Source organism: Sphingomonas aurantiaca (assembly GCF_003050705.1).
Classification (GTDB): Bacteria; Pseudomonadota; Alphaproteobacteria; order Sphingomonadales; family Sphingomonadaceae; genus Sphingomonas; species Sphingomonas aurantiaca.
This window is the reverse complement of record NZ_QAOG01000008.1, coordinates 59,048-83,336: the sequence shown is the minus strand read 5'-3', so window position 1 is coordinate 83,336 and position 24,289 is coordinate 59,048. Positions and strand designations below refer to the sequence as shown.

14 protein-coding genes are annotated in these 24,289 nt (G+C 68.5%); 8 read left to right on the top strand and 6 right to left on the bottom strand.

What is annotated here, in order from left to right:
* Positions 1-17: 17 nt before the first annotated feature.
* Complete coding sequence (locus C8J26_RS20715) at positions 18-425, bottom strand: beta/alpha barrel domain-containing protein (RefSeq protein WP_208631460.1); 408 nt, start codon at positions 423-425, stop codon at positions 18-20.
* A 59-nt stretch (positions 426-484) separates the two neighbouring features.
* Here C8J26_RS20715 and C8J26_RS18440 point away from each other — a divergent pair, with 59 nt between their 5' ends.
* The 8 genes from C8J26_RS18440 (at position 485) to C8J26_RS18405 (ending at position 17,293) form a co-directional block, all read left to right on the top strand.
* On the top strand, positions 485-1,240 hold the full coding sequence (locus C8J26_RS18440; protein ID WP_107959659.1) for a hypothetical protein: 756 nt from the start codon (positions 485-487) through the stop codon (positions 1,238-1,240).
* A gap of 352 nt (positions 1,241-1,592) precedes the next feature.
* Positions 1,593-8,798, top strand: a complete 7,206-nt coding sequence (locus C8J26_RS18435; RefSeq protein WP_146168906.1) for an autotransporter outer membrane beta-barrel domain-containing protein — start codon at positions 1,593-1,595, stop codon at positions 8,796-8,798.
* Positions 8,799-8,957: 159 nt separating this feature from the next.
* Positions 8,958-10,073, top strand: a complete 1,116-nt coding sequence (locus tag C8J26_RS18430) for a metallophosphoesterase family protein (RefSeq protein WP_107959655.1) — start codon at positions 8,958-8,960, stop codon at positions 10,071-10,073.
* Positions 10,070-12,703 (top strand): AAA family ATPase, encoded by a 2,634-nt coding sequence (locus C8J26_RS18425; RefSeq protein WP_107959653.1) that lies wholly within the window; start codon positions 10,070-10,072, stop codon positions 12,701-12,703. The genes C8J26_RS18430 and C8J26_RS18425 overlap by 4 nt, the downstream gene beginning before the upstream one ends.
* Before the next feature lie 135 nt (positions 12,704-12,838).
* A complete protein-coding gene (locus tag C8J26_RS18420; protein WP_107959651.1) occupies positions 12,839-15,112 on the top strand; it encodes a TonB-dependent siderophore receptor in 2,274 nt (757 codons plus the stop codon).
* Positions 15,109-15,423, top strand: a complete 315-nt coding sequence (locus C8J26_RS18415) for a hypothetical protein (protein WP_107959649.1) — start codon at positions 15,109-15,111, stop codon at positions 15,421-15,423. The genes C8J26_RS18420 and C8J26_RS18415 overlap by 4 nt, the downstream gene beginning before the upstream one ends.
* On the top strand, positions 15,420-17,012 hold the full coding sequence (locus C8J26_RS18410; protein WP_107959647.1) for a PepSY-associated TM helix domain-containing protein: 1,593 nt from the start codon (positions 15,420-15,422) through the stop codon (positions 17,010-17,012). The genes C8J26_RS18415 and C8J26_RS18410 overlap by 4 nt, the downstream gene beginning before the upstream one ends.
* The gene (locus C8J26_RS18405) at positions 17,009-17,293 is read left to right on the top strand and encodes a DUF3325 domain-containing protein (RefSeq protein ID WP_107959645.1); all 285 of its coding nucleotides are present in this window, start codon (positions 17,009-17,011) and stop codon (positions 17,291-17,293) included. Before C8J26_RS18410 ends, C8J26_RS18405 begins: the two co-directional genes overlap by 4 nt.
* 12 nt (positions 17,294-17,305) lie before the next feature.
* Here C8J26_RS18405 and C8J26_RS18400 read toward each other — a convergent pair whose 3' ends face one another.
* The 5 genes from C8J26_RS18400 to C8J26_RS18380 are packed head-to-tail and all read right to left on the bottom strand — an operon-like array spanning position 17,306 to position 24,260.
* The gene (locus C8J26_RS18400) at positions 17,306-19,150 is read right to left on the bottom strand and encodes a ThuA domain-containing protein (RefSeq protein ID WP_146168905.1); all 1,845 of its coding nucleotides are present in this window, start codon (positions 19,148-19,150) and stop codon (positions 17,306-17,308) included.
* A complete protein-coding gene (locus C8J26_RS18395; RefSeq protein WP_107959641.1) occupies positions 19,147-21,246 on the bottom strand; it encodes a DUF4175 family protein in 2,100 nt (699 codons plus the stop codon). Before C8J26_RS18395 ends, C8J26_RS18400 begins: the two co-directional genes overlap by 4 nt.
* Positions 21,243-22,370: a BatA domain-containing protein gene (locus tag C8J26_RS18390; RefSeq protein WP_107959639.1), complete on the bottom strand. Its 1,128-nt coding sequence runs from the start codon at positions 22,368-22,370 to the stop codon at positions 21,243-21,245. The genes C8J26_RS18395 and C8J26_RS18390 overlap by 4 nt, the downstream gene beginning before the upstream one ends.
* A complete protein-coding gene (locus tag C8J26_RS18385) occupies positions 22,367-23,266 on the bottom strand; it encodes a DUF58 domain-containing protein (protein ID WP_107959637.1) in 900 nt (299 codons plus the stop codon). Before C8J26_RS18385 ends, C8J26_RS18390 begins: the two co-directional genes overlap by 4 nt.
* Positions 23,259-24,260 (bottom strand): AAA family ATPase, encoded by a 1,002-nt coding sequence (locus C8J26_RS18380; RefSeq protein ID WP_107959635.1) that lies wholly within the window; start codon positions 24,258-24,260, stop codon positions 23,259-23,261. Before C8J26_RS18380 ends, C8J26_RS18385 begins: the two co-directional genes overlap by 8 nt.
* Between the last annotated feature and the right edge of the window lie 29 nt (positions 24,261-24,289).

Below are 24,289 nucleotides of genomic sequence, written 5' to 3'. Positions count from 1 at the left end.
TGCTGAGCGGGCACGAGCTACTGTTGGCCTATATGACCCAGATAGCGGGGAACGGCATGGCTCACATTGCCCGAGAATTGGGCTTGGACGTGCTGCCACCGAGCATTTGGTCTCGCGGAATCCAGCGGGAAGGCGTGGACATCAGGGGCATAGGCCGGGATCAGCGCGATCGCCGCAGGTCCCTCGACATGGATGACTTGGACACGGCGCTCATGCGGTTCGAGCGCCGCCACCGAATCGGACTCTGCCGGGTCGATATGCGTTACGATCTGCACAATTGACGGGTTGATCGCGCGGATATGCGGCGAAATCGCCGCGGCTGTCGGTGACTGGCCGCGTCGTCCGAGCTCCTGCGCCCATATTCGCCCGTGGAGCGTTTCCCGGCTGCCGATGATTGGATCGCGTAAGTTGCTGTAAAGCGGCAAACATGACCTCGTCACCGACGGCGCCGAATTGTCGGCAACGCTTATTGCGAGGATATTGCATGCACCGGATCAAAAGCCTGGCCCTGATGGGCGCCGCACTGACGCTGGTCGCCGGATGCTCCGGCACCGGGACCGGCAACGACGCGACCGCCAACGACACCGCCGCCACCGCCACCGCTTCGACCGGCCGCGTGCGCGGCACCGTGCAGGCGGTGACCGCCGATGCGCTGACGGTGCAGACCTATGACGGCAAGACCGTCACGGTGCCGATCGACGCCAAGACCGGCTATGCCTGGGTGGTGCCATCGAGCCTCTCGTCGCTGAAGGATGGCGACTTCATCGGCACCGCGACCACCGGCCCCAAGACCGCGCTCCGCGCCGTCGAAGTGGTGATCTTCCCGGAATCGATGCGTGGCACGGGTGAGGGGCATTATGCGTGGGACGTCCCCGGTGTCGTGGCGGCCAATGGTGGCGATTCGGCGGGATCGAGCGCGATGACCAACGGCACCGTCGATGCGCAGAGTGCGATGACCAATGGTACGGTCGAGCCGCAGAGCGCGATGACTAACGGTACGGTGACCGGTGGTGCCACGCCCGGCGGCGGGGCGTCGTCGACCGATCGGGTGCTCTCGGTGTCGTACAAGGGCGGCAACGTGAAGGTCGCGGTACCCGCCGGGGTGCCGATCGTCCGGTTCGACCCGACGCAGAAAACGGTCCTGGCAAAGGGCCAGAAGGTGTTCGCGGTCACCCCGCCGGGCGCGAGCGCGGCAAAGTCGGTCGCGATCGGCAAGGATGGCCTGACACCACCGATGTAAACCAGCCGGCCGGGCTGCTGCCCGGCCGCCTTCGCCGCCAGTCGGCCGTTGCGTCGACGCGATGAACGTACGTCGCGTTGATCATAATCAGTTGCGTGGTGGCCCTTGAACAGGCCAACTCTTCCACCCTGCGAACGATAACAGCAATTTCGCTTGACGTCTCCTAGCGCTTGCCGAACGTCCGTTCGACTTGTTTCGAACGCGAAACGGCGCGCGTCGACTTGGTCGATGCCAGTAGAAACCATCTTCGGATCTAGGCGCGCCACTATAGGTGCGTGTTTTTATTGCGAACCTTGCTGGACAACGTCCCTCTTGTTCCGTTAGGCCGCTCACTGAAATTGGGGGATGCTACATGGTTGGAAGTATGTCGTCGGCGCGGCGCGTGCGCGCGCGCGCGTTGCAGACGAGCGCTCTGGTAATGACGCTGGCGCTGGCGGCACCCGCTGTTGCTCAGTGCGCGCCCGATCCTACCCAGACGAACGGTACGACGATCTGCTCGGGTACCGACGTCAACGGCTTGGTGGTGACGACGTACGGAACCAGCGTCAGCGTCCCGACCGGGGCAACCGTGCTGGGCGGTGGCCAGGCCGGGATCGCCGTCCAACTGCCGTCCACTTCGGGCGGATCCGCGGTGAACGTCTCGGTCGCCGGGCGTGTCGACGGCGTGGCGCAGTCGGGCGTGAGCGTGTTGTGGCAGCCCGCGGCGAACAACCAGGGCTATGCGACCGCCAACCTTCTCCTGACGGTCGCGCAGGGCGGCACGGTAACGGGCGCCAATGCGGTCGTGGTCGGCCAGGCCGGCACCGGCTACGGCAATGCCTATGCGACGATCGACAATGCGGGCACGCTGACCGGCACCGGCGGCATCGCGCTGCTGTCGACGACGCCCAATTATGCCGGCTTTTCGTCCATCACCAACCGCGCGACCGGCACGATCGGCGCGATCAGCGGACCGGTCGGAACGCTCATCAATGCGGGTCTGATCGACGGCGGCACGCGGAGCGCGGTCGACTGGGGCGTGGGCTATCTGCTGTTCGGCAACGTCACCAATTCGGGCACCATCACGTCGGCGAGCACGACCGCTACGCTGGCCAATCTTGGTTCGTCGCGCGCCGTCGCCAACACCGGCCTCATCGCCAACACTGGCACGGGCACCGCGCTGGCGGGCGACTTCATGATGGTGACGAACGCGATCGGCGGGCGGATCACGAGCGGCGGCGCGACCGCGATCCAGGCCAATACATCGCTGTCGCTGACCAATGCCGGCACCATCACCGGCAATGTCGTCACCGCCGCGCAGCCTGCCTACACCACCAACAGCACCATTGATTCCACTGCGGGGACGATCACGGGGTCGGTCACGTTCGGGGCGGGTAACGATACGCTCGTCGCCGGCTGGAACGGCAACGGGCTGGTTACCGGCATTACCGGCGCGATTAACGGTGGTTCGGGCACAGATACCGTGCGCGTGCGCATCGCGGCCGATACGACGCTCGCCAACGCCGCAGCGCTTCCCACCGCCTTTGAGCAACTCTCGATCGCGCCGGACGCAAACGTCACGGTGACGCTCGCCGACGGGTTTGCCGCGCCCGGACCGCTGGGGATCGCCGGCAGCGGCACCATCGTCAACCGCACCACCCTGACCGGCACCACGCAGGCGGTGGTCGCGAACGACTTTTTCTCGTCCGGCTATCCGACGTTCATCAATGCGGGGACGATCCGGACGACCGCGGGCACCAGCGGCGTGTTCGCCGCGGCGCTGGGGTTCAACGTCAACCGGTTTGAGAATAGCGGGACGATTGCCGCGACCGGCGACGGCGTGTCGTTCAGTTCTCAGGGCGAATTCGTCAACAGCGGTACCATCACCGCCGCAGGCACGGGCGTATCGCTGTTCGGGCCGAGCTTCGCCAATAGCGGCACGATCCGCTCGACCGGCGGTATCGGCGTCATCCTGTCGGGGTCGTACGGCTCGAACTGGACGAACAGCGGGCTGATCGAGGGGGCGACGGCGGGTGCGCGCGTCAGCAGCACGCTGGTGAACACGGGAACGATCACATCGGCAGAAACCGGCGTGCAGATCAGTTATTACGGTGTGCTCGACAACCGCGCGGGCGGCGTCGTGACCGGCGGCCTTGCGGGGATCGCTGGCACGTCCGATTCGCTTTTCAACGCCACGATTGCCAATGCCGGCACGATCAATGGCAATGTGCGCCTGATCGGAAACTCGGGCAGCAGCTATAGCGGCAACCGCTATTTTGCGTTGGCAGGCGGCGTGCTGAACGGTAGCCTGACGCTCGGCAATGGCGATACGCTGATCTCCGAATTCGCCAATGACGACGCCGGCGCGTTCGCGGGTATCACGGGCACGGTGACGGCGTCGGGAACGCTGCTGCGCTACCGCGTGCGCGCCGACGCGGCGGCGATGCTCGACCGGCCCGCGGGGTTTGCCGGCGTGGGCTATGACCTGTACGACGGTGCGACGCTCACGCTCACGGGTACCGCGACGCAGTCGGCGCCGACCTTCTACGCGGCGCCGCTGTCGCTGGCCGGCAATGGTATCGTCGACGTCGACGGCACGATCACCGCGACGAGCCAGCCTGCGATCCAGGTCACCTCGCTCGCAATTGCACCGGGCGAGACCGTACCGACCATGAGCGGTCTGGCCATCACCAGCCGGGGATCGCTGACCCTCGATCATCCGAACGATGCGACCTATGCCTATGCGGCGGTCACGCTCGGCGGTAGCGACAGCTTCACCAACGCCGGCACGATCACCGTGCGCGATCGCGCAACGACGATCTACAGCCCGATCTACGCGATCGGCGGCGGCAAGGATGTCGTCAACACCGGTACGATCACGCTCGCCGCCGCCGGCGGCGTGAGCGGTGCACGGAGTTTCACGAACTCTGGCGCGATCGTCCAGACCGGTGCGGCGGCGTCCACAGCCGTGATCAGCGGGGTTGCCGCAGTAACGAACACGGGAACGATCGACGCGGCGGGTACTGCCATCCTGCTGAGCTATGGTAATTCGATCGTGAATTCGGGACGGATCGCAAGCTCTGGCGCCGCAGCGATCGCGACGTCGGACTACTACACCGCGTACGGCGCGACGATCACCAATCAGGCTGGTGGCACGATTGCGGGGGCGAACGGCCAGGCAGCGATCCGGATTTCCGGCGGCACGCTATCCAATGCCGGGACGATCACCGGGTCGGTCGATCTGGGCTATTCGACCTATGGTCAAACGTACCTGCCGGCCACCTACATCGCCAACGGCGGCACGCTCGCGGGGGATCTGCGCTTCGGTGCGGGCGATGACGTGTTCGTCGCGGTCGACGATGTGAACGGGGTCAGCGGAACGATCGACGGCGGGGAAGGGACGGACACCTACACCCATGCCCGCACGACCAGCGGCACGGTCACGCTCGGCGCCCTCCTGCCAATCAGCTTCGAGCGGGAAGGCGTGCGTGCGCTCGGCACCGCAACCGTCGCGACGATCGCCGCGGCGACGCCGTTCGCGGCCGATGTCATCGTTTCGGGCGATGGCGCGATCGTCAACACCGCGGTGCTTCTGGGCCAGGTCTCGACCGAGTCAACGAGCTTCGGCCAGACCAGCGGCTCGGGACGCCTCGCATCGTTTACGAACAGCGGCAGCATCGCGCTGGGATTCACCGGCGCGGTGGACAGCTTCGTCAATGCAGGCACGATAGGCACGGATGCCCTTGGGGGCACGGCCGTGGCCATGTATCAGGACAGCCCGCTAACGTTCGCCAACAGCGGAACCATCGCCAGCAACGGCAGTGCGAACACGATGTATCTGGGCGGCCCGGGCATCAGCTTTGCCAATAGCGGCACGATCACCAATAGTGGGACCGGCCTCGCCGCATCGCTGTTCAGCTATTATGGCGGGACGATCGCTGCGACGAACAGCGGCAACCTCTCGGGTGGCTTCGACGCGTCGTCGTACAGCTATTATGGCCCAGATACCGAGACACCGGCAACCGCATCGGTATCGCTCGCCAACAGTGGCACGATCACGCGGGCCGACGGTACCGCCGTCGAACTCTATGTCTATCCTGGCGCGGCGGCCGCCAGTGTCTCGTTGAACAATTCGGGCATGATCGAAGCGACCGGCGCCGATGGCGTCGGCGCAATTGCTACCGTCGCCGGCTATGCAAACGATGCCGCACAGACCATCAACGTGGTCAATTCGGGAACCATCCGTGCAACCGGCAGCGGCGGCGTCGCGCTGCTTCTCAACGGCGATGCTTCAGTCACGGCGACGGTGGTCAACGCCAGCGCCGGGCTGATCGAGGCCATGGGAGCGAACGCCACAGCCCTGCTATCCTATGATGCGGGCGTCGATCTCACGAACGCGGGCGTCATCCGCGGCAACGCCGGCCGCACGATCGAGGCCGACGATCCCTTCGCGGACTATCTCGGCACGACCTATGTCGCCGGCGCGATCCAGACCGGCGGCAGCGCCGACGACCGGATCGTCAATACCGGCTCGATCATCGGATCGGTCGCGCTGGGCGCCGGCAACGACGCCATCGAGAATCGCGGCCGGATCGAGGGCGACGTTTTCCTCGGGTCCGGCGACGACAGCTTCCTGCAACTGGCGAGCGCGACGCTGATCGGCACCGTCGACGGCGGCACCGGGACCGACGACCTGATCGTCGACGCGACCGGCGGCGGTGCGGTCAATGGCGACCAGTTCATCAACTTCGAACGCTTCAGCCAGATCGGCCAGGGCAGCGTCGCCTATTCGGGCAATTTCCGCTTCGATACGATCGGCGTATCGCTGGGGACTGTCACGGTCGCCGCGGGCGAGACGCTCGCCAGCAACGGACCTGTCACGCTGACGGGGTCGGACTCGGCCGAGACCGTGATCAACAACGGCACCATCGCGGGGTCGGTCCTGCTGCTCGGCGGCAATGACCGCTTCGTCAACGCAGGGCAGGTCGGCGGTGCCGTGTCGCTCGGAGATGGCGACGATGCATTCGTCGAACAGGCCGGCAGCCGTGTCGTCGGCGGCGTCGATGGCGGCGCGGGCGATGATCTCTACACGATCGTCCTTGCCGGCGATCATGCGGGACTTGGCGCGCGGACCGGGTTCGAGCGGCTGGGCGTCACTGGCTCGGGCACGCTGTCGCTGACGCTCGACCAGGGCTTCGATCAGATCGCGCTGGCCGGTACTGGGCTGAACCTGGCCCTCGCCGGCTACACCGTCGGCGCCGTGACCGGATCGGCGGCGACTGAAACGCTCAGCGTCGACGGCGATATCGCCAGCGTCTCGCTCGATGCCGGCGACGATAGCCTCACGCTGGGCACGACGCGCGCCGCTGGCCGCTACGATGGCGGCGCGGGTACCGATACGCTGCGCTTCGGCGCGATGGCGCCGGTTACGCTCGCGGGCACCGCGACGGGCTTCGAACAGGTTGTGCTCGCAGGCGGTGCGCTAACCGTGACGGGCACGCTCGGCACTGCCGGGGCAGCGCTGGCGTTCGGCGCCGGCGACCAGCGGATCACCGTCGCCAACGGTGGCACGCTTGCCGGCACGATCGATCTCGGCGCGGGCAATGACGGTTTCCGCCTCGCCGCGGCCGGGACTCTCAACGGGACCGTTGCCGGCGGAGCCGGAACCGACACCGCGACGATCGAGTTGGCGGGCAATCGCACGATCGGCGCGGTGCTGACCGGGTTCGAGACGCTCGCCACCGAAGGCGCCGGCACGTTGTCGCTGACCGGCACACAAGCCTATGACCGCGTACTCGCAAGCGGCGACCTGACGATTGCGGCAGGCGCATCGCTGGTCGCACCGCAGGTCGTGTTCGCCGAGAGTAACAACCGCTTCACGATCGCCGGCACCTTCGCAGGGTCGGTGGATGGCGGTGCAGGTAGCGACACGATCGCCGTGTCGGGGGGCAGCCAGACCACGCCGGTCGCGTTCGGCTCGGTCGCCAATGTCGAATCCTTCGCGATGTCGGGCGGCTTTGCGACGGTGTCGGGTACGGCGGCGTTCGGCGCCGTCGATCTGACCGGAGGGCGTCTGGTCGGTCTTGCCGGTTCGACGATCGGCGCGTCGCAGATCTTCGTCCGCCAAGGCGCGACCTTCGGGTCGGCCGGCACGGTCAACGCCAACCTGACGGTCGCGGGCACGCTCAGCCCCGGCGCGTCGCCCGGCACGATGACGGTGAACGGCAATGTCGCGCTCCAGTCGGGGTCGGTCTCGCTGTTCGAGATCACCCCGACGGTGTCGGACAAGCTGCTCGTCAACGGTACGCTGACGATCGCATCGGGTGCGACGCTGCAGCTTGCGCCGAGCGGCACGCTGCGCCCCGGTACATCCTACGACCTGATCATCGCGAGCGGCGGGATCACCGGCAGCTATTCGACGATCGTCAAGCCGGACACGCTGTTCGGGTTCGTCGTCCAGCGCGCCGATCGGATCCAGCTGCTCGGCCAGTTCCTCGGCGATCCGGCCTTCTCGCCGCAGGTCTCGCGCAGCATCGCCTATGCCAATGCGACGCTCGCAGCGGTGCCGGCGACGAGCACGCTGTTCAACGCGCTGCCGTCGTTGCTAACGGCCAATGGCGCATCGAATCCGGTGGCCTTCGCGCAGATCACGCCCGAGGCCTATGCCTCGGCAACGCAGATCGGCGTCGACAACGCGCTTGCCCTGTCGGGTGTCGCGCGGGGTGCGGCATTCGGTACCGCGGGAGACGATACGCACGCCTACACCTTCGCGCAGACGCTGGGCGGTTGGCACCGGCTGGGCGGAGACCCCGCCACGGGCACCGCGATGGCGCAGAGCCGTAGCTACGGCTTCCTGGGCGGCATCGGTGTCGGCAACGCACGCTGGAGCGTCGGCGGGTTTGCAGGCTATCTCAACGATCGCCAGCAGATCGACGCACTTGGCGCGCGGACCAAGCTCGACGGTGTCGTCGCGGGCGTCCATGGCCGCTATCTCACCCCGGGTGGGTTCGGCGTGACCGCATCGGTCCTCTACGATGGTGGCAAGGCCCGGACCGACCGCGCCTTGCCGGGGGCGGCGTCCGCCAACGGGCGCTATGACCTCCACAGCTGGGTCAGCGACGTCTCGGCCAGCTACGAACTCGACATGGCGTCGGACTGGACGCTTCGCCCTCGCGCGGGTGTCACCTATGTCCGCACCACGCGCGACGGCGTGGCGGAAACGGGCGGCAGTCCGTTCGCACTGACCGTCGCGCGCGACCGGCATGTCGCGGGCTTCGCCGATGCCGGCCTGTCGTTTGCACGGCCCGAAGTGTCGACGAACCCCTTCCGGCCGTTCGTGTCGCTCGGCGCGCGGTACCAGATCGAGGGGACTCGGACCGATGCGGTCGCCGGCTATGCTGGCGGCGGCCTGGGCCTCGAGGCGCTCGGTGCGCAGCGGGCCCGGCTGGTCGGCACGGCGGCGGCGGGCATCGCCTATCGCCTGCCGAGCGGACTCGACCTGTTCAGCTCGGTCGGTTCGCAGACCGGCCGTGACGATCACCAGGAGAGCCTGACCGCGGGGTTGCGCCTGCGGTTCTGATGTCGGTGTCCGGGGCAACCGCGGCGGTCTTAGGCCCGCGGTCGCCCCGGACTACTGACTACAGCCGGACAGCCACATCGTGGGTTAACTTGGCGGACCAGTACAGAGTAGGGCAGGGGGATGCGTCCCACCGCGCCCCTCCATGACTAGAAAGCCTGCATGCTCCGCCTGATTCACACCGCCGACTGGCAACTCGGCAAACCCTATGGCCGCTTCGCCAGCGATGTCCGTGCGGCGCTCGGCGAGGCGCGGTTTGACGCGATCGACGCGATCGGCAAGGCCGCGGTCGAGCATGGTGCCGCGCACGTCCTGGTCGCAGGCGACGTGTTCGATACCGAGGGGCCGGAGGATCGCGTCATCGTGCAGGCGGTGTCGCGGATGCAGCGTTATGCGTGCACATGGTGGCTGCTCCCCGGCAATCACGACTTCGCCCGCAACAGCGGCCTGTGGGACCGTGTCTGCGCCAAGGGGGCAGCGAACATCCGCGTCGTCACCGAGCCCGTGCCGTGCGAGCTCGACCCCGGCCACTGGCTCCTCCCGGCCCCGTTGACGCACCGGCATAATCTGGACGACCCGACCGCCGTGTTCGACACGATGGAGACGCCGGGCGCGACGCTCCGCATCGGCCTGGCGCATGGGTCGATCCGGGACTTCTCGTCGCGCGGCGAAGCGCAGAACCAGATCGCGCCCGATCGCGCCCAGCGCTCCCACTTGGACTATCTGGCACTCGGCGACTGGCATGGCGCGCTGCGGGTGGACGCCCGAACCTGGTATTCGGGCACGCCCGAAACCGATCGGTTCCAGCGCGACGAGCCGGGCTTCGCGCTGCTCGTGACGCTCGAGCCGGGCGTCGAGCCGGTCGTGTCACCGATCCGGACGGGGCGGTTCCAGTGGCTGATGCGCGACTGGACGATCCCGGATGCGGACGGCTTTGCCGCGGCGTGCGACCGGCTGCTCGGACCGATCGAACCATCGGCGACGCTGCTCCAGCTGTCGCTTGCCGGGATCGTCAGCCTGTCCGACCGGATCGCGATCCTCGGCAAGCTCGACAATGACCTGCGCCATCGCCTGCGCCATCTCGCGGTTGCGGCGGACGATCTGGTCGGTCGGCCGAGCGAGCAGGATCTCGCCGATCTTCGCGTGGAGGGCATGATCGGCACCGCCGCGGCGAAGCTGATGACGATCATCGAGGCTGGCGGCAGCGACGCCGTCACCGCCAAGCGGGCGCTCGAGCGCCTGTTCGTGGAATATCAGCGCGGACAGGACGCAGCATGAGCCTCAAGATCCGGCGCGTCGCGCTGACCAACTTCCGCAAGTTCCGCGATCCGTTCGTGCTCGACGGGCTGACCGACGGCTTGAACGTCATTATCGAGCCCAACGAGACGGGCAAGTCGACGCTGCTCGAAGCGATGCGCGCGGCGTTCTTCATCCGTCACAATACCGCCAACCGACTGGCGCGCAGCTATGCCCCACATGGCGAAGCCGTCGCGCCGCAGATCGAGATCGATTTCGAGGCGCGGGGCGAGGACTGGCACGTCAGCAAGCGCTTCCTGAAAAGTGCGTCGGTCGAGGTCCGTGGACCCAATGGTCGCGCGCAGGGCGAGGATGCCGAAGCGCAGCTGCAGGCGTTGCTCGGCGCGCGTCGCGACACCAGCCAAGCGGGCGATGCGGCCGCGCACGGCGCGCTCGGCTTGCTCTGGGTCGGCCAGGCGCAGGCGCTGGACGTCACGCCGCCCGGCGAAATCGTCCGCGACAGCGTGCGTGCGACGCTTGAGGCCGAGGTTGGCACGATCATGGGCGGTGCCGCCTATCAGCGTGTCCGGCCCCGGATCGACAGCCAGTTCGCCGACTATTGGACCAACACCGGTCGGCCCAGCGGTCGGCAGTCGGCAGCGCGGACCGAGCAGGAGGCTCTGGAGCGGGTTGCGACCGAAGCGGCGGCGCGCCTTGCGGCGCTCGAACAGGGCTTCGCCGATCTGGAGGCGGCGCGCGCCCGGCTGAAGCTGCTGGACCGCGATCTTGCGGATACGACGGATGCGGAGCGGCGAAAGGCGCTGGTCGGCCAGATCGACGTGGCACGCTCCGCGGCACAATTGCGTGATACCAGGCGGGCCGAGCAAGGTCGCCTCGCCGATCAGGTCAAGGGGTTGCAGGATCTCACCGTGCGTCTCGCGGAGGCCAGGAAGGCGGTCAGCGACACGGCCGCCGCGCTTGCTAGTGCGCGGGACAAGCGATCCGGTCTGGAAGAGGAATTGGCCGGCACGCGAGAACGGGCTGGTACGGCGCGGGATCGGCTCGCGATGGCCCGTGACACGCGTCGCGCGGCGCATGCCGCGCTCGACGCTGCCACCAGGCTGGTTGCCGCCCGAACACGGCAGGCCGAGATTGCCCGCGCACGCCAGCGGCATGCCGAGTTGCTGCCGCTCGAGGCCGAACTCACCGCAGCGCGCGCGCTTGGTGCGACCGTGATCGCCGCGAGCGTCATCAAGGCGCTGGAAGACCGTGAACGCGCCGTCGACAAGGCGCGCGCGGCGGTCGAGGCCGGGGCGACCCGCGTCGAGTTCGCGGGCGACGTCAGCGGCGTCGAGATCGACGGGATCCCGGCCACGCCGGGCGACCGGACGCTCTCGCGCGAGACACGTATCCGACTTGGCGGGGCCGAGGTGATCATCCGTCCGCCAGCCGGGCTGCAAAGCGCCGAGACGACGCTTGCCAACGCCCGCGATGATCTTGCCGCGACTTTGGCTGACCACGGCGTCGCGAGTGTCGCGGATGCCCGCGCGCGTAACGAGGCGGCGCGCGATGCCGTCGCCAACGGTCGCACGATCGAGGCGCGGATCGTCGCGGTCACGCCAGCCGTGCCGTCGCTCGGGATCGCCGCGGGGGCGTCGGCGGTGAAATCCTTCGTCGCAGGGTTGTCGGAACGCGCGGACGCAGAGGCCGGTCAGGAAGAACCAGACCTCGCCGCCTTGACCGTGGCGGCGGCGGACACGGATTCCGCGCTCGCGCGGGCGGAAGGGACCGACGAGACGGCGGCGGCACAGCTCCGCGAGCTGGAAGCCCGCAACGCGCCGCTGATGGTCCAGGCAGCCGGTGCCGAGCGCGATGCCGTCAACGCGGTAGCGCAGCTCGCGGCGCTGGAAGCCAAGCCCGAGGTCGCGCGGCTGGAAGAGGCGCTGTCGGCGGCACGGCAGCACGAAGCCGAGGCATTGGTTCGTCTGCAGGATGCCGAACGGGCAGCGAACGCACATGATGTGGCGGCGATCGAACGGCAGATCGGCGTACTGGACAAACGTGCCGACGTCGCGCGGACGCAACGCATCGATCTCGAAAAGGCGATCGCCGGGCTCGAGGCGCGGATCGAGGCGGAAGGCGGCAAGGGGCTGGCGGACCGCGCCGCCGTCGCGCGCGAAGAAGCGGACGCCGCGGCCGCCAATCTCGCGCGCGTCACGCAGGAGGCGGACACGCTCAAGCTGCTGCGCGATACGCTGGAAAACGCGCGTGCAGAGACCTCGCGGACCTTCGTCGGCCCGGTTGCGCGCCGCGCGCGCCGCTACATCGAGCGACTCCTGCCCGGTGCCGATCCGAATTTCGGCGATGATCTGGGGCTGACATCGATCGCGCGAGGCGGTCCCGGCGAGAATTGCGGGGATTTATCCAAGGGCACCCAGGAGCAGCTCGCGGTCCTGACCCGGCTCGCCTTTGCCGACATGCTGCTCGAGCAGGGCATGCCGGTATCGCTCATCCTCGACGACCCGCTCGTCTATTCGGACGACACCCGCCTCGACCTGATGACCGAGATCCTTACCGACGCCGCGACGCGGATGCAGGTGATCCTGCTGACCTGTCGAGATCGCGCGTTCCGGCATCTCGGCAACCGCATCACGCTGACGGGAGCCCCGTAACGATACAAGGTGGAGGGCCCTATGACTGTCGAAAATCGCTCCGCCCAAATGCGCGCTAAGATGACAAAACCGTTAGAATGATAGTGACTCGCAAAAGCGATTAACATACGGGGCACCTGACAACGGGGGTTCGGTATGAGTTTTTCGAGTATATTGCTGGCGAGTGCAGCGTTGGCCGGAGCGCCGCTTGCGGCGAACGGCGATGAGCCCTCGACCGTCGGATCGGACGAGACGCAGAAGTCCGACGAGATCATGGTGATCGGCAAGAGCTATGGTCGCGAGGTCGGCAAGACCGTGACGCCGCTCAAGGACACGCCGAACACCATCACCGTCATCGATCGCGAGCAGATCGAGGCGCAGAACCTGTTCACGCTAGAGGACGCGCTGACCGCGACCAACGGGATCACCGTCAACGGCGTCGGCAGCGAGGATCCGTCGTTCTTCTCGCGCGGGTTCGCGATAACCAACTATCTGATCGACGGCGTACCGACGTTCGCGTTTAACTTCCCGTCCGCCGTCCCGGACCTGTTCTTCTACGACCGGCTCGAGGTATTGCGCGGCCCGGCGGGGCTGTTCAGCGGATCGGGCAACCCGGCGGGCAGCATCAACATGGTGCGAAAGCGACCGCTCGATGCGTTCAGGATGCAGGCGAGCGCCGGATATGGCAGCTATGACAATGCGCGGTTCGAGCTCGACGTTTCGACACCGATCGGCCCGCGCGCGGGTCTGCGCGTCGGCGCGATGGCGCAGGACCAGGACCAGTTTTTCGACACCGCACATCGCAACCGCATCGGCGGGTTCGCGGTCGGTTCGCTCGAGATCGGCGCGCGCACCACGCTGACCATCGGCGGCTATTACGATCGTTTCCGTCCGGCGGTGCAGACGGGCCTGCCGGGTATCATCGGCGGCGCGGACGGCAGCGACGGGCGGTTGCTAGACGTAAAGAGATCGACCTATCTCGGCGCCGACTGGAACCGGTTCAACGCCGAAACCTGGACCGGATTTGCCGAACTGGCGCACAAGATCAGCGATCGGTGGACGTTGCGCGCGACAGGGCTGGTCACCGACGTCGATCGCGTCGACATCTACAGCTATATCGGCAACCAGCCGGTCACCGCGACCAACGGCGCGACGAACCACATCGCCTATCGCGGCGACAGCAAGCAGCAGACGCGCGCGTTCGATTTCAACGGCATCGGCAGCTTCCCGCTATTCGGGCGCGACCAGACGCTGATCCTCGGTACCGATTATCAGGCGAGTTCGGGCACGTCCTACGCCACCAGGCTGTCCAACTATGCGCGGATCGACGTTTACAATCCGGTGTCGCCGTTCGAGCCGCCGCTGAACCCCTACGGCGCGTCGCCTTATTATCCCGTACAGGGCAGCGGCGCGACCTGTCCCGCCACCAGCACCGCGATCACGCCCGCCCCCGCCAATTGCGTCCTGCAAGTCTATGGCGGCACCGCGACCGACGTCGAACAATATGGCCTTTACGGACAGATGCGGCTCAGCCCGGTCGCCGGCCTGACGCTGATCGTCGGCGGTCGCGTGACATGGTGGGATACCACGACGACGACGCTCCTGACGCCGAGCGGCATCCTGCCGCCGTCGACGCGCTATGGCGTCGACAACCGCTTCACCCCCTATGCCGGGATCGTCTGGGACGTGGCGTCGCGGCTCAATCTCTATGCGAGCTACGCGGACAGCTTCACCCCACAGGCGGCACCCGTCGGACGGGCCCGTCTCGACGGCCAGCCGATCGAGCCGCTGATAGGCGCGCAATATGAGGCGGGGACCAAGCTCTCGCTGATGAACGATCGGCTGCTGCTGTCGGCGGCGGTGTATCAGATCACGCAGACCAACCGCCTGTTCAACGATCCCGACATCCAGACCGTCGTGCTCCAGACCGGCAAGGTCCGCTCCCGCGGGATCGAGGCGGAGGCGAGCGGCGAGATACTCCCCGGGTGGCGGATCAATGGCGGCTACACCTACACGAGGACCAAGTATCTGGAGGACCAGACCGCGGCGTTCGAAGGGTTGCCGCTGGTACCGATCGTGCCAAAGCACATGATCAAGGCGTTCACCAACTATGCACCGGTCGACGGGCCGCTGGCAGGCGCGAGCCTCGGCGGCAGCGTGACGTGGTTCAGCTCGACCTTCGGCGGCAACGCGGCGGTGTTCAACGCCGACGGAACGCTGCGCACGCGCTCCACGATCGTCCGCCAGCCGAGCTATGCGGTGCTCGACCTGCGCGCCGGGTACAGGTTCAGCGAGCGGGCCAGTGTCTCGGTCAATATCGCCAACGTGCTCGACAAAAGCTATTACGCCCGCATCGCCGCCACCGGTCGCGGAAACTTTTACGGCAGCCCGCGCACCGTGTTCGCGTCGCTCCGGTACAGCTTCGAATGACCGCGGGCGACGGGCATGTCCGCGCACGCTGGGCGCGTCGCGGCGACATAGCGCTGCGCGTCGTCGCTGCGGTGCCGCTCGGCTATGCGACGGCGAGCCTGTGGGCGATGGCGATCGCGCGGCTGCTGCCCGGCGACCGCGCCGAGGCGAGCGTCACCGCCTCGCTAGTCGCGCTTGCGTTGTGCGCGATCGCCGCGATCTGGGCCTTTGCCGCGCGCAGCGGCTGGCGAGCGATCTTGACGCTCGCCGTGGCCGCCGGACTCGCGGCTGCGATCACATGGATCTCGATCGACGCGACGGGGCGGGTATGAGCAAGGGCTTCCGCCAGTCGCAGGCATTCCTCCACACATGGTCCGGGCTGTTGCTCGGCTGGATCCTGTTCCTCGTCTTCGTCGCGGGCACGATCGCGTTCTGGCGCGAGGGGCTCAATCGCTGGATGCGGCCCGAGATCGCGCGCGTCGAACAGCCGATGCGTGTGCTCGCTGGCGCGCAGGCGTATCTCTCCAGGAAAGCGCCCAACGCCAAGAGTTGGATCATCCCGGTGGCGACCGAACGGTCAAACGGCGCGCAGCTGTTCTGGGTGCCGCAGCCAAAGCCGGGCGAAGAGCGCGGACATGGACGCCGTCGAGGACGTCGCGACACGCAGGCACTGATCGGTGCCGACGGGCAGGTCGCGCAGGCGCGCGAGACGCGGGGCGGGGAATTCTTCTACCGGTTCCATTTCGATCTTCACTACATGCCGGTGATCTGGGCGCGCTGGCTGGTCGGGTTCGCGACGATGATGATGTTGGTCGCGATCATCAGCGGGATCGTCACGCACAAGAAGATCTTCAAGGACTTCTTCACGCTGCGCCGCGCCAGGGGCCAGCGATCATGGCTCGATGGCCATAACGCGACCGCAGTGCTGGCTCTGCCGTTCCACCTGATGATCACCTATACCGGGCTGGTCACGTTGATGACGCTGCTGATGCCTTGGGCGGTCGTCGCGAACTATACCGACCAGAAAACCGTGTTCGCCGCGCTCTTCCCGACCGCCGCAGCCGTCGAGCGGACCGGACGTCCCGCGCCGCTGATCGACGTGCGACGGATAGCGACTGATGCGCAACGCCGGCTCGGCGCGCCCGCCAGCTTTATCGAGGTCAGCGATCCCGGCGACGCCGCCGCACGCGTGACGGTCAGCCAGAGCGCCAATTCGATGCTGTCGTCGCGGACGCCGCAACTGACCTATGACGGCGTTACGGGCCGCCTCGTCTGGCGTTCACCGCCACCGGGCGCCGCTGCCGAGACCGCGGGTGCGATGGTCGGGCTCCACGCCGGACGGTTCGCGGGGAACGGCGGACGCTGGCTATATTTCCTCTGCGGGATCGCGGGCACGCTGATGGTCGCAAGCGGCCTCGTGCTGTGGACCGTCAAGCGTCGCGAACGCCTGCCTGATCCGACCCGACCGCATGTCGGATTCCGCGTGGTCGAGCGGCTCAATGTCGCGGTGATCGGTGGCTTTCCGCTGGGGATCGCATGCTTCTTCTGCGCGAACCGCCTGCTGCCGGTCACGCTGCATGCACGCGCCGATTGGGAGGTGCATATGCTGTTCATCGCCTGGGCCTTGGCTGCCGCGATAGCGTTTGTCGCCAGGCCGGCGCGAGTCTGGCCTTCGCTGTTCGCGGCGACCGGCGTGCTGCTCGTCGCATTGCCGGTGTACGACGTCGTCGCGACCGATCGCGGGCTGTTCGCCATGCTGGCGATCGGAGACCTGATGATCGCGGGCATCGACGCGACGATGGCGCTATTCGGCATTGCCTTCCTGCTGCTCGCCCGCCGCGTCGCGCGCCATCGCCCCGCGGCTAGGCGCGTACGCAGCGCCCGCCCCGCCCCGGCCGCCATGCTGGAGCCCGCCGAATGAACATCGTTTCACTTCTTCTGACGACCGCCGCATTCGGGCTGCTGGGGCTCGCCACCGATGCGCATCATCGACGCCGCTTCGGGCACTGCCCGCAGGCGGCGCGGCGCAGGCTGCTGCGCAACGGCGGCTGGCTCGCGCTGGTCGGGAGCGTCGTCCCCGCGATCCTCTCGCGCGGGTGGATCTTCGGCCCGATTCTGTGGGCGGGCGTCGTCATGGCAGGCGCTGGGATCGCCTTCCTCGTGCTCAACGTCATTCCAGCGCGAGGCGACACCCGGTCTTGAACCAATGCGAGCCTAGTATGGGTCCCGGCTCGCAATCTCCGTCTGTCTCTCGAATACCGGCACGCCACCCCGACCGATCCGCGCGCGCTCGAGCCACCAGAGCAACCCGGCGACCAGCAGCCAGCCGATGAACCACGGCCAGGATGGTCCGCGACTGGCTTCGACCGTCCCCACGCTTGTACGCCCGCCGGATCCCACCAAACGGAGCGTCCCGGCGCGACGATCCACCGCACGAAGGCCTTGCAGCGCGTCGGCCGGATAGACGTAGAAGGGCCGGGCTGCCGGGCCAGACACATGGTGCCAGCCGGCAACATCGGGCCAATAGCCCGCACATCCGGCAGCCCCGGTCGCGGGATCGACGAGCGCGCGACCTCCACGTCCTCCGGGATCGGTAACGCTGATGGATCCAGCGCCGCAGATCGCCATGCGCTGGCCTGCGAATGCCGGAGCCTCGATCTGCACAGCCGGACCCGCCGGGCGACGCGCGACGGCGGACACGAGTTCGCTCCAGAGCTGGGCATGGACGTCGCCATGCCCGCTGGTGACGAGTGCGAAGCTGTCCTGCAGGCTGACCAGCGCGACCCTGCCGCGTCCGCTGCCCCGCGATGCCGCAAGGACGGTGCCGCGAATGTCGCGGAGGACCGGGATGCCCCCGGCGATGGTCACCGCCTGCCGCGTGAGCTCCGGCACGGTGTCGCGCGCGCCGGCGATCGAGGCGGGGGCGTCGCGCGTGCCCGGACCGCGCCGCGCGGCCAGCGCATCGTCGCTGGGCGCGTCGGCGCCCAACGTCACCGGCGCGACGTCGGCCGTGCCGCGGGCGCTCAGGCCGAGGACCTGCCAGCCACGTGGCACCGGCGCGGTGATCCGCACGACGAGGCCCATGCCGCCCCGTACCGCCGCCGCGAGCGCCTGCCGCCCGCCCGCGCCGAGCCCGTCCCAGGCGCGATCGTCGAGGATCACCGCGTCGACCTTCGCGAGCGTGGCACCGGTGAGGGCAGGCGGCGTATCGGCGAGCGACGCGCCGCCACCCACGTCGACGCGGACCTGCGGCGCCAACCCCGCATCGGTCGCCCAGCGGCGAAGATATTTCACTTCGGGCCCCGGTGCCCCGGCAAGGATCACCACGCGAGCGGATGGCGAGGCCGGGACCCAGACCGGCACCGCTGCCTGCTCGACCAGCGCACGCGATCCGTCGCGCAGACGCAAGGTGAACAGCGTCGTTCCCGCGGCGCGGACGGTGCCGGACAGCGCAATCTCGCCGGTCGACCCGATCGGTTGCGTATCGACGATCCGCGACGCGGGATCGAGCAGCTCGGCCGATCCGCCCGCCAGCTCTCCGGCGCGCGCCGTCACCGCGAACCGCGCGCCCGCCGCGATCGGTCCGGGCGGTTGTAGCGCGATCAGGCCGCGTGGCGCGCGTGCGGGTTCGAAGCGCACCGCCAGTCCCGCGGTCGCCTGCCGATCGCGCGGTTCCAGGCCCGAACCAACGATCCGCAGCGCGCCGGCATCGGGATGCCGCCGGACCGCCGTGCCGAGATCGGGCAGGCGCTCGGCACCGACCACGCCCGACGCTTCGGGTAGAGCGATCAGCCGGTCGCCCGCTCCAGTCGTGACGAAACGGGGCGCCCCGGCCGTTGCGATGACAAGCGTGCCCGTCGCCTTTCCGGCGCTCGCGGGCGGGAACAGCGTAGAGTAGAGCAACAGGCCGGCGATCGGTTGCAACGCCAGCAACGCGGCCAGTCGCCAGCCCCGTGTGCGCGACGATGCCGGGGCACGCCGCTGCCATAATAAGAGTCGCACCCAGCCGAGCACGACTGAAAACGCCAGGATTGCGGCAACGCTCTGCGCAACGGTCATGGCAGCGCGTCCAGATACCGGCGGCCGACCGAGTCCCCCGCCGGGCGTCGGGTCAGCCCGGGTGTCGGCCGTGGCAACGCGCTCCACAGCGTCCCGCGCAGCTTCGCACGGCAGGCGGCGCATGTCGGATCGCGGCGGACCGTATCGATCGCCGCGGACAGCGCGAGCGGATCGGGCACGCGCGCGTCGTTCGCGCGGAGCCAGCGCGCCAGCGCATCCAGCCCGCCCGCGTCGCTGCGCGTATCGAGTGCCGCCCAGATTGCAGCAGGTGTCGCGTCGACTGGGTCTGCAACGGTCGCGCCGAGCGTGCGCGCGGCCATGTCGGACCTGTCACCCGTCAGCCTGCGCGCGAGATCGACCGGGGGCAGTTGCGATCCCGTACGCGCCAGGAAGATGCGCGTCGCCTGCTGGACCTGTTTGATGAACCGCAGCGCCTTGTACGCGAACGGCAGCGCGCGCCTGGGATCGCCCAGACGGAGCGCGGTCTCGGACTGGCGCATATTGTCGAGTGCCAGTCGCAACGTCGCGCGCGTGCCGGGATCGAGCAACGTCGCGGCCTCGGATTCGTCATGCGTATGGCCGTATGTCTCGACGATCGCGCTCTCCTGCCCGAACTGAGGCGGCGCGGTAGGCGGTTCGCCCGCATGCTCGTCTGGCGGCGGCGCGGCGCCTTCCTCCGCGTCGCTGGTCGGCATCGCGTTGGTCGCGCCACCGCCGACTTCCTCCCCCATGAACTGGCCATAGCGCATGCGCAAAAGCCGCTGGTCGTCGGCGATCGCAGTCGAGCGCGCGAGGAAGCGGTCGGGCGCGGGGCGGGGGTGCTCGGCGAGCAACGTTTCGGCGTCGATGATGACTTGGCGCTGGCTGCTGAAATAGGCGGGCATGGTCCTGCGTGTCATGGCCTCCAGTCCACTCTCGGCACCGCTTGCCGGTGGGCGGCGAAGAATGACGCTCGGCCCGACGACCCGGTGCGGCGACGGTCTGCGCGCGTCGGCGACGGTAAGCTGCGCGACGAGGTCACCAGGTTCGGTAAAACCGGTTCCCGAGAGCGCGATGGTCGTCGCGAAGATGCGCTGGCGAGAATTACCGGTGCCACGGACTGCAACGGTCCGCTCGCTGAAGCGGATATTCTCGCCTTCGCCCTGCGCGACGACGAGGCGGAGCGATGCCACGGGCTGCACGCCGTAATCGTCGGTCGCCTCGAACGACAGCGACCAGCTGCGCTGGCCGGGGGACATCTGGATCAGCGTCGCGGCGGGCGAGACGAGGCGGATGCGCGGGGGTTGGTCGACGACCACGTCGATGCGGTGGAGCGGCGGCGCGGGTTGGCCGCCTGCTGCCACGATGCGGTAGAGGAGCGAGCGGTCCGCCGTCCGGGTTGCCGTCCATGTCGAACCGGATTTGGCGAGCGCGGTGCGGCTTGCGTCGAGGACGGCGAGCGCGGCGGCGGCAGGATCCGGCGTAAAGGCGAGCGTCCATTCGAGCCGCGAGCCCGCAGGAACACGTGCGTCGAGCGTGCCGAGCGCGCGCGAGGTCAGGCCGGTATAAGCGGGCGGGACGACCATCAGCCGCTGCGCCGTCAGCGTGGGGATACCCGGCCGCGCGACGCCCTCATGCGCCGGTGACAGCGGTCCACCGGACCCGGCTCGGTCGGGCCAGAGCGCGATCGCAGAGAGGACGGCGGCTGCGACGAGCCATAGCGCGACCCTCGTTCGGTGCGATCGGGCGGGATACAGCTCGGGCACCGGTTCGCCGGCCAGTCGCGCCTCGACCCGGGCGCGTTGCAGGCGTTGCAGCGGAGTCAGCGCTGCCGGATCGGCAAACAGCAGGTCGCTACTGTCCTCCACGTCGCTTCGCGCCGCATCGATCGCCGCGATCAACCAGCGGCGGTCGTAACGGCGTGCGCGGTTGCGGGCGATCAACACGGCCGCGATTGCGCCGAGCAATGCCATGCCTAAACCCGTGGCCGGGTTCGCTAGGCGCCAGCCCAGGGCCGCAACGATAATCACGATCGGCGTCGCGAGCAGCACGTCGTCGCGCATCGATCGCGTCCGCGCAGGCCTCGCCCAGTCGGCAATCGGCGTTTCCACGGTCATGGCGCGATCGCCCGTTTGGCGCGGGTCGCGAGCCAGCGCTCGACCAGCCAGGCGGCGGCGATGGCGAGCGCGAACCAGGGCCGGAGATCGCGCGACTGGCTTGCCGGGGGCAGGCCGCCGGGGAGCGGCCGGTACGCGCTCGCCTCGACCCGCGTTGGCGGTGGCGCAGGGGCGAGCAGATCCGCGAGAATCCTCGGAAAGGCGGGCTCTACCAGCGCTGGCATCGCGATCGGGTCGAGCGGTTGCAGCAGCCGCGCAACGTTTCCCTTGCCCTGCGACCGCGTTTCGACGAGCGGCCGGCCGGTCTCGTCACGCCATGCTGGGACCGTGAGGCCAGCCTCGATCACCGTATCGTTGGCGACGAGCGCGGTGCCGCCGTGTTCGATCCAGCGGGTGACGGCGGCGGGTAGGGGACCGCTCGCCAGCCAGATCAATGCCGTCGTCGGAGGCGGTACCGCGCGGGCGGGACCATCGCTATCAATCGGGAGCTCGAGTGCGGCGGCTGCGGCCCGGATATAGCGTGCGCCGGTCGCATGCGCGGTATCGGTGCGAAGGGCGAGGCGGAGCGGGGACGGGGCGGGCTTGCTCGCCGCCACGGCGCCGGGGACGATGTGCCAGCGCACGCGGTGCGACACGCGCGGGCGTTCGGCATCCGCGCCGTCGAGCGTGGCGGGGACGACGATTGTCAGCGGCGCCGTCGCAGCGGTCTGCGTGTCGAGCTGGCGGATGAGGCTACCGATCGGCACCGCGTCCTGCGGGGCGGGCGTGTCGATCGGGCGGAAGCCGGGGGCGAGCCATATCGCGCGAGCCTTTGCATCCCGGGCCACGGTCGCGGGGTCGATCCCCGGGGCGAAGGCGATCACGGGCGTCGCGTCCTGCGTGTTCAGAAGCGCAGGTCCGGCCAGGAAGACCGCTACCAGCGCGAGCAACAGGATCCGGGTCGCCAGCAACAGGAGCTCGTCGAACTTGGGCCGATGGCGCGGGCGCGGTTTCTGACGAAGCCAGCGTAGCGCGGCGAAGTCGGTCGGGCGCTGCTCGGTCCGCCGCGCGAGGTGGAGGACGAGGGGGACGAGGATCGCACCGAGCGCAGCCAGGCCGAGCGGCAGCAGCAGCGTCGGCGTCATTCGCCGCCCGCCCGGTTGCCGGTGCGGCCGAACAGCCGCTGCAACGGCGTGTCGAGCGGTTGATCAAGGACGAGGTCGGCGTGGCGGACGCCGGCCGCATCGAGCGCGGCGTGGAGGCCCGTCTGCGCCGCACCGAAACGGCCGAGATATTCGGCGCGTAGCGCGGCACCGTCGCCAAGCAACTCCTCGCCGGTCTCGGGGTCGCGAAAGCGGTAGCCGCCGTCATAGTCGAAATCGCGTTCGCCGATCGTCAGGATCTGTATCCCGAGCACTTCGCGCCCCGCCGCCGACAGCCGACGCGCGAGATCGAGACAGGCGGGGTCGAACCAGTCCGACAGGATGACGACCAGGTCGCGCTGGCCGATGCGTTCCCACAGCGGCGCCAAGGCGGTCTCCTCGGGGAAGCCGCCCGCCGCCGGCAGGCCGTGGAGGTCGAGGTGGAGGCGGTCGCGGTGTCGCGTGCCACTCGCCGGACGCGTGAGGGTGAGACCCGTGTCGCGCAACGCGGCGAACGCGAACCGGTCGCCTTGCGCCAACGCCAGTTCGGCCAGTGCGGCGACCAGGCCCTTGCCCGCATCCAGCCGCGAAAAACCGGCGCGGCGCGCATCGGCCTGCGCCATCGACGCGCTTGCATCGAGCAGGATCCAGAGCGCGACGGGGCTTTCCCGCTCGGCCTCGCGGACGAAGAAGCGATCCGAACGTGCGTAGAGCTTCCAGTCGATCTGGCGCGGCTCGTCGCCGAACTCGTATGGGCGATATTGCGCGAATTCGAGCCCCGTGCCGCGGCTGTGGCTCGCATGCAGCCCGATGCCGCGATCGCCCACCGCACGGCGGGCGACCAGCGACAGTCCCTTCAACCTGTGCCGGACGTCAGCCGGTATCAGTGGTTCAGGCACCCGGTCCTCTCACCGCGCCGACGAGCCGCGCGACGACCTGGTCCGGGCTGACACCCTCGGCCTCGGCGGCGAACGACAGGATCAGGCGGTGGCGGAACACCGGTGCGGCCAGCGCGAGGATGTCGTCGCGGGTCGCGGCGAGCCGCCCCTGGAGCAGCGCGCGGGCCTTGGCCGCGAGCACCAGCGACTGGCCGGCACGCGGCCCCGCACCCCAGCGGACATAGGTGCGGATCGCGTCGGGCATCCCGTCGCCGGGCCGGCTCGCGCGGACGATCCGCGTGATCCAGTCGAGCAGGTCTTCGCCGAGATGCACGTCGCGCACCCAGCGGCGCAACACCATCACATCTTCTGCGCCGAGCACGCGCGGCACCGTCGCGGTGCGGCTGCCGGTGGTCTGCGCGATGATCGCGCGCTCCTGCGCCTCGCTCGGATAATCGACGCGGACATGGAGCAGGAAGCGGTCGAGCTGCGCCTCGGGCAGCGGATAGGTGCCCGCCTGCTCGATCGGGTTCTGCGTCGCCAGCACGAAGAACGGGTCGGGCAGCGTATAGGTGGTGCCGCCATAGCTGACGGTGCGCTCCTGCATCGCCTCGAGCAGCGCGGCCTGCGTCTTGGGCGGCGTGCGATTGAGTTCGTCGGCCAGCAACAAATTGGTGAAGATCGGGCCCTGCTGGAAGCGGAAATGGCGCTTGCCGGTGCCGTGATCCTCTTCGAGCAATTCGGTGCCGAGAATGTCGCTCGGCATCAGATCGGGCGTGAACTGGACGCGGCGGAAATCGAGCGCCAGCGCCGCGCCGAGCGACCGCACCAGCAGCGTCTTGCCGAGTCCGGGAACGCCCTCCATCAAGCAATGGCCGCCGGCGATCAGTGCGATCAACAATTGCTCGACGACCGCGTCCTGCCCCACGATCGCCTGGCCGATCGCGGCGCGAAGATCACCGAGCTTGGCCAGTTGCGCGGCGATCTGGGTCTCGGAGACGTCGTTTTGGGTCATGTCGGTCCTAAAAGCATACTCGGGAGGGC